Source organism: Brevundimonas sp. UBA5866, from assembly GCF_002432125.1.
GTDB lineage: Bacteria > Pseudomonadota > Alphaproteobacteria > Caulobacterales > Caulobacteraceae > Brevundimonas.
Genome location: NZ_DJFS01000007.1, coordinates 24402 through 31186, shown reverse-complemented (window position 1 = coordinate 31186; position 6785 = coordinate 24402). Strand labels below are relative to the sequence as shown.

Here is a 6785-nt window from a genome sequence, read left to right as displayed (position 1 = left end):
GTGGCGGCTATGCGGGTCGCGCAAGGGGCCTTGCAGCGGCGCGAGAGCCGTGGCGGGCATTTCCGCAGCGACTATCCGGCGACGGACAAGGTGGCCCTGCATACGCGCATGACGGCGCGGGTGGCGGTGGCCGCATGAAGGATGTGAAGGACGTGAATATGGTGCGCGAACTGCCTGATCTGGTGATCGAGCCTGTGGTGCGGATGGCGCTGGCCGAGGATCTGGGGCGCTGTGGTGATGTGACGGCGCAGGCCTGTATTCCGGCAGAGGCGACAATGAAGGCCCAGTTCCGCGCGCGTCAGGACGGGGTGATGGCGGGCGGCGCGGCGGTGCGGATCGCCTGTCTGATGATGGACCCTGCCGCGCGGGTGGATGTGCGCGTGGCCGATGGCGAGACGATCGCCAAGGGTGATGTGCTGGTCGAGGTCGAAGGCTCGGCGCGGGGGCTGTTGGCCGCGGAGCGGACGGCGCTGAACATTCTTGGGCGGATGTGCGGGATCGCCACCCAGACGCGGACCTATGTGAAGGCGGTGGCGGGGACCAAGGCGCGCATTGCCGACACCCGCAAGACGACGCCGGGGCTGAGGGCGCTGGAGAAGCATGCTGTGGCGTGCGGGGGCGGGATCAATCACCGCTTCGGGCTGGATGACGCCATCCTGATCAAGGACAACCACGTGGCCGTCTGTGGCGGCGTGGGCAAGGCCGTGCGCGCGGCCAAAGCCTTTGCGCCGCACCTGATGAAGGTCGAGGTCGAGGTGGACGGGCTGGACCAGTTGGACGAGGCGCTGGCTGAAGGCCCGGACGTTATCATGCTGGACAATTTCACGCTGGCCGACATGGAGGAGGCCGTGCGGCGGGTGAAGGCCAGCGGCGTGAGGGTGGTGCTGGAAGCGTCGGGCGGGGTGAACCTCGATACCGTGGCGGGGATTGCCGCGACGGGGGTCGATGTCATTTCCGTGGGGGCGCTGACCCACTCGGTCATCCAGCTGGATATCGGGCTGGATGCGGTCTGATGACCGTATAAAAACCGGCGGTATCCAAGGAACAGGCCGCCGAGCTTGAGGGTTAATTGCCCATGCGCGGCGGCCTGTGATCCTGTCAGGTCGATGAAGCCAGCGGCGCGGTCTGGACAGAGGCCGCGCTAGCACGGGCCGAAGGGGCCGCAGGCGTGGCGACCTTTACCGTCGGAGCCGCTTCGGCCGTATTGGAGGCCGGCAAATAGGGGCGCGGGCCCTGAACGTCCTCGCTCGACAGCGAGGCCTGCATCACCTGCGGTACGGCGGCCGATGCCTGGATCTCGCGGGCGAGATTGGCGGCAGAACCGTTACGACCGCCAAAGCGATAGAACATGTGGTTGCCGACCTGATTGACGCGCACCAGCGAGTTTCTCCATGCAGGAGAGACAGCGGTGGTGTGGAAATGGGTCGCCGCACCGACGTCACGATAGACCTCACCGGACAGGGCCGCCGAAGCGACATCACGGGCGCGGTTCCAGGCTGCGCGGTTGACGGCGGCGCGCATCACGCCATTGCAGGTGAAGCTGAACTGGCAGCCGGTGGAACGGTTGGAGCCCTGGAAAACAACGCCGCAGACGGTCTTGGGGAAGGCCGGGTGGCGGGCGCGGTTCAGAACCACCTGGGCCACGGCCTTCATGCCGTTTTTGCCTTCGCCGCGGGCTTCGTAATAGACCGCCTGGGTCAGGCATTCGAGGTCACGCGACTGGTCGCGGGCACCCTGGAGGCGGAAGCTGCCGACCTGTTCAGGGGATTTGAGATTCTGGAGCCGTTCCGTCAGCAGTTCCGATTGGCGGTCGCGCAGGGCGGCACCGTCAATGGCATAGGGATCGTGACGGTTGGCAATGGCCAGGGCGCTGGGATCAAGTCCACCAGCAGCAAGGGCCATAGCTTCCTGGCTGTACCCATCCATGCCGGCGGTAGAAATACGCTCGGCTTGGGTGCGTACGGTCGAGGCCTGGGCGGAAACGCCGCCCATATAGGCTCCTCCGACCGCGAGCGTGAGAAGGCCGCCAAAGGCAGCGGTCACAGCGACAGGGCGCGCGTCCAGCTTGCTCAAGGCGTGTTTGATCTCACGCAGGGGCGAAGAGAGTGACAAATGATCAATCCTGTGTGGCAGGGCGAGAAACGCCGCCCCTTAAGTCCGGTACACCTTGTCGGAACGCATCCGTACGCAAGCACCAGAACCGCGATCGCCAGACAGAGCGATCAGCGGAAGTCGGGCCTTAAGCCATCTACTTGTGGCGGAAATGTGATCGATTCGATGAATGTTGTGAAGATGTGGACAAAGGTCGATGGTGTTTGAGTAGGGGTTCAATGCCCTGAATCGGACCTTGTGTCGTTTGATAAGCTTATCTTGCGAATACTGTATTTATAAGACTACATAATCACACTCAAAAGTGCTGGTGGGGAACCTGAGCCGTTTTCGTGTGTGCGCGAATACTTAGAAGAGATTGATCTTGACGGTGAGGAACCTTGTTGCCGTCACGGTGTTATAATTTCAATCGATTCAAGGAGTTCGGTCCGATGAAAGTTAATTCCTCAAAATTCGTTACCGCCGCGGTGGTGACAGGCCTTTCGGCGGTGCTGCTGGCGGCATGTGGTCACACCGTTGAACAGAAGGCTGCGACCGGCGCTGTTGCCGGTGCCGTGGTTGGCGGGCCTGTGGGTGCGGCGGTCGGTGGAGCAGTCGGTACGGCTGCAGGTCAGGCGGAAAAGCCGCGCTGATCACAGGCTCCCAAGGCCTGGGCTCCCAAGGCCTGACCTCTCTCGTTTCCAGCCTTCTCGCCCAAGGCTTGCGGCAATCCTGTGCGATGGCCGGGGCAAAAAGCGAAGAAGACGGCAACTGACCAGACCTTCCCCCGAGGGTCTGGTCTTTTTTTGTGCCTCAGTGACCCAGGGCGTTGCGCAACTGGCTGGGGGTATAGGGTTTGGGCAGGAAGGTCCACGGCGTATTGCGCAGGGCCTCGGCCTCGCCCGGGAAGCCGGACGAGAGGATGACGCGGATATCGGGCCACTCCTCCGAGACGCGGTTGGCCAGCTCTATGCCGCTGATGCCGCCGGGCATGAGGATGTCACTGAGCAGGACATCGAAACGCGATTGCGCCAACAGTTCCAGGGCTGTCCGGGCATCCGACGCGCGCTCGACCTCAAGCCCCTCATTGCCGATGACCGATGAGGCGAGGGCCGCAACATCCGGATCATCCTCCACCAGCAAAAGGCGTCGGGTGCGCTGTTCGCCCGCAGGACGGGACGGGGTGTTGTCGGGCGTCCCGGTTTCGTCTTCGGGCGGCGGGGCGTGGCGCGGATCCAGCCACGGCAGGAACAGGTTGATGCGTGTGCCCTTGCCCGGTTCGGACTGGATCGAGATGGAGCCGCCGGACTGGCGGGTGAAGCCATAGACCTGTGACAGGCCCAGGCCCGTGCCGTGACCGACGCCCTTTGTGGTAAAGAAGGGCTCGAAAACCCTTCGCTGGACGTCTTCGGTCATGCCCGAGCCGTTATCCTCGACCGTGACGCGGATATAGCGCCCCGGGATCAGTTCGGGGGGATGTATCGGTGGGTCATCGGAAGCGGTGCCGGTGCTTTCGGAGGCCGTGGGGACGACGTAGTCATCGGTTTCGACCGAGATCCTGCCGTCCGCCTCCGAGGCGTCGCGGGCATTGACCAGCAGATTGATCAGGGCCGCCTCGAACTTGGCCGAGTCCACCAGAACCGGCGCGGTGCCGGGTTTGAGTTTGAACGACAGAGTCATGCCGTCACCGACGGCCTGGTCCAGAAGGGGCTCTCCTTCACGGATCAGGGCATTGATGTCGGTCGAGGAGGGGCGAAGGGTCTGGCGACGCGAGAAGGCCAGCAGTTGGCCGGTCAGACGCTCGCCACGGCGGGCGGCGGCAAGGGCGGCCTCGACCATCTTTTGGCGGCGGCCGGGGTCATCGGTTTTGCGGATGATTTCGAGGCCGCCCATGATGACGGTCAGCAGGTTGTTGAAATCATGCGCGACACCGCCGGTCAGGCGGCCGACCGCCTCCAGCCTGTGGGCACGGACCAGTTCGGCCTCGGCCTTTTCCTTTTCGGCGAGGGCGGCGCTGACGCGCTCGGCCAGCAATTCGTTGATGCGTTTGAGATCGCGCTCGGCGCGCTGGCTTTCGGTCACGTCTATGGTCACGCCCGTGAAACCGACCAGCGAGCCGTGCAGATTGTAGCGCGGGGCGGCCTCGGTGCTGATCCAGCGCTCGCCGTAGGTGGGGTGCTGGATGCGGCCCAGGAAGGAGAAACGGCGCTTCTCGCGGGTGGCCAGCGACAGCGTGCTGTCAAAGGCCGCGCGGTCTTCGGGGTGGACCATTTCGCGGACCGTGGACAGCAGGCGTTGCGGCGGCAATCCCGAGAAGATGCGGCGGAAGCGGCGGTTGCCGAACTCTGTATTGCCCTCGGCATCGACCATCCAGATGATGGCGGGCGCGCTGTCGGCGATGGTGCGGAAACGGGCTTCGGATTCCTGGACCTGGGCGGCGGCTTCCTGTGTTTCGGTAATGTCGAAGGCGGTGCCGATCAGGCCGATACGGTTGCCGTCCCGGTCATAGCGCGGCTGATGCATCGATCGCAGCCAACGCCATTGGCCGTCGCGGCGGCGATAGCGGGCCAGCATGCTGAAGGGCTGATGGCTTTCGATGCCTGCATTGAACTGGATAAGGGTACGGTCGTAGTCGTCGGGATGGAGGAAGTTCTTCCAGTCGTCGATCTTGACGTCTTCGAGCGGCGTGCCGGTGAAGTCCAGATAGGCGCGGTTGACGAAACGACCACGGGTCAGTCCGTCGGTGAGCCACAGCATGACGGGCACGGAATCGGCGATCCTACGGAAGCTGTGGCGCGTCTCGGACAGGGCATCCTGTGCCTCGCGGGTGGCGGTGACATCGACGATGATCGCCAGCAGGGCATATGCCGTGCCGTCCGGGCGCATCAGGGCGCGGACATCCAGAAGGGTGCGGATCGCGCGGCCGTCGGGGCGCACATAGCGTTTCTCGAACTGCCAGCTCATCCGATCGGGGCTGGGCGGGTTCTCGAACTGTCGGCGTGTGATTTCCATGTCCGCCGGATGGGTAAACTCCATGATATTGCGGCCGATGATCTGGTCCAGGGGGCGGTCGATCATCTGGGCGAAGCGGGCGTTGGCATGGATGATGACGCCGGTCATGTCGGAGCGGACGATGCCGGCGGAAGCCTGGTCGATCACGGCCTGAAGCTCGCCCGCGACGGTTCGGTGCTCGTCCATCAGGGCGTAGAGCTGGCTGTGGGCGGAGTTCAGGCCGCGCATGGAGTGACGCAGGGAAGCGCCCACCACACCGCAGATCGAACCGATCAGAACGAAACTGGCCGCGGGGGGCGCAAAGGGCGCTTGGGGCAGTCCCGCGGGCGATACCACCATCAGGACCCACATGCCCGTGACACAGAACAGCATGGCCAGGGCACTGGTAAGGAAACCGCCTGCCAGACCGGCCAGAAGCACAGCCGGAATGAGCAGGGAAAAGCCGATGACATGGCCCAGCAGCGGCGCCAGAAGCAGGCGCAAGCCGACGAATGCCGCTGTCAGGGCGGCAGCGATCAGGACCCTGTGGTGCCAGGCCGGAAGCGGACGCCCTGCCAATCTCTGAAGAAACCGGTCCAGGCAGGTGTTGCCTTGGTCAAGGCGTGGCTGGGGCATACTTGAACGTCAGGGGCGGCGACGGTGGAACGTCTCGGGTCGAAAAGAACGAGGGCGCGAAAAACACGCCGAACATTGCAACGTGGCAGTTAGGCGGACGTTCCTTAGCGGCAGGCCTGCAATACGGCCTGTACGCCACGGCATGGACAGGGGTTCATAAGTCGGGGCGGCACCCTACATAGGGTATGACGATACATTGGTTTATCCAGGCGGGAATTTCATGAGCGAACACATCGACACCGGCTTCAGCGACGCACAGCGCGAGGCGATTGCGCAAGAACTCTCGAAGGTGCTGGCCGACAGCTATGCGGTCTATCAGAAGACCCACGGCTATCACTGGAATGTCCGCGGGCCGGAGTTCTTCAGCCTGCATGGTTTGTTCCAGCAGCAGTATACCGAGATCTGGACCGCGCTGGACGATATTGCCGAGCGTATCCGCGCGCTGGGTGTGCTGGCTCCTCAGTCGGGTTCGGCATTCGGCAATCTGACGTCTATTTCCGAAGGCAATCCCGAAAAGTCGGCGCAGGAAATGCTGGCCGAACTGGTCCGCGACCACGGTACGGTTATCAAAACCGCCCGTGCGGCCCTGCAAGTGGCAGAAGAGGCCGGTGACGAGGCCACTGTGGATCTGATGACCCAACGTCTGGCCGCACACGAGAAATCGGCGTGGATGCTGCGTTCCAGCATCGCTCGATAGGGGCGAGTCTCAATAAACCTTAATCCAAACGTCCGAAAACTGCCGGAATAGCTGTGTTTAGTCAGGCTGTGCCCGGTGTTTTCGGGCTTTGTGAAATGCCCCCATAAGGTCAGCCCCCGTATTGAAACTGTCCCTACTGCCCAAACCCAATCCTGACGGCACGCGCGGTCGCGCGGTGCTGCCGGTTGCGTTTGCGGCGGGGGCGGCTCTGATGGCGGCCCTGGTCAGCGGCATGGCGGCCCGTTCTTCGCCGCAGCTGGACATGGTGCGCACAGCCGAAGCTGTGGCCGAGGCCGCGGGCGGCAGTTACGGGATCGAAGGTCTGGCGGGCGTGATGTCGCGGCTGGACGGGGCGCAGCTGGCGATGGCCATT

General features: G+C 63.7%; 6 protein-coding genes and 1 pseudogene. 5 read left to right on the top strand and 2 right to left on the bottom strand.

The features are described from left to right. Positions 1-9: 9 nt before the first annotated feature. On the top strand, positions 10-138 hold the full coding sequence (locus B3H86_RS00745; protein ID WP_292050651.1) for a hypothetical protein: 129 nt from the start codon (positions 10-12) through the stop codon (positions 136-138). Between the two features lie 20 nt (positions 139-158). Further along, positions 159-1013: a carboxylating nicotinate-nucleotide diphosphorylase gene (gene nadC, locus B3H86_RS00740; protein WP_292050650.1), complete on the top strand. Its 855-nt coding sequence runs from the start codon at positions 159-161 to the stop codon at positions 1011-1013. An 85-nt stretch (positions 1014-1098) separates the two neighbouring features. Here nadC and B3H86_RS00735 read toward each other — a convergent pair whose 3' ends face one another. Continuing rightward, entirely contained in the window at positions 1099-2073 is a 975-nt protein-coding gene (locus tag B3H86_RS00735) for a cell wall hydrolase (RefSeq protein WP_292050648.1), read from the bottom strand. A gap of 467 nt (positions 2074-2540) precedes the next feature. Between B3H86_RS00735 and B3H86_RS00730 the strand changes: the two genes are divergently transcribed. Further along, positions 2541-2741 carry a hypothetical protein gene (locus B3H86_RS00730; RefSeq protein WP_292050647.1) on the top strand — a complete coding sequence of 67 codons (201 nt, stop codon included), beginning with the start codon at positions 2541-2543 and terminating at the stop codon, positions 2739-2741. Positions 2742-2901: 160 nt separating this feature from the next. Here B3H86_RS00730 and B3H86_RS00725 read toward each other — a convergent pair whose 3' ends face one another. Next, positions 2902-5715 (bottom strand): PAS domain S-box protein, encoded by a 2814-nt coding sequence (locus B3H86_RS00725; protein ID WP_292050645.1) that lies wholly within the window; start codon positions 5713-5715, stop codon positions 2902-2904. 220 nt (positions 5716-5935) lie between these two features. Here B3H86_RS00725 and B3H86_RS00720 point away from each other — a divergent pair, with 220 nt between their 5' ends. Next, positions 5936-6412, top strand: coding sequence for a Dps family protein (locus B3H86_RS00720; protein ID WP_292050644.1), 477 nt, complete (start codon positions 5936-5938; stop codon positions 6410-6412). A 121-nt stretch (positions 6413-6533) separates the two neighbouring features. After that, positions 6534-6785, top strand: a pseudogene (locus tag B3H86_RS00715) (hypothetical protein); the annotation flags it as partial.

Coding starts and splice junctions, on each gene's coding strand:
- B3H86_RS00745 (WP_292050651.1), top strand. CDS start 10: ATGCGGGTCGCGCAAGGGGCCTTGCAGCGGCGCGAGAGCCGTGGCGGG.
- nadC (WP_292050650.1), top strand. CDS start 159: ATGGTGCGCGAACTGCCTGATCTGGTGATCGAGCCTGTGGTGCGGATG.
- B3H86_RS00730 (WP_292050647.1), top strand. CDS start 2,541: ATGAAAGTTAATTCCTCAAAATTCGTTACCGCCGCGGTGGTGACAGGC.
- B3H86_RS00725 (WP_292050645.1), bottom strand. CDS start 5,715: ATGCCCCAGCCACGCCTTGACCAAGGCAACACCTGCCTGGACCGGTTT.
- B3H86_RS00720 (WP_292050644.1), top strand. CDS start 5,936: ATGAGCGAACACATCGACACCGGCTTCAGCGACGCACAGCGCGAGGCG.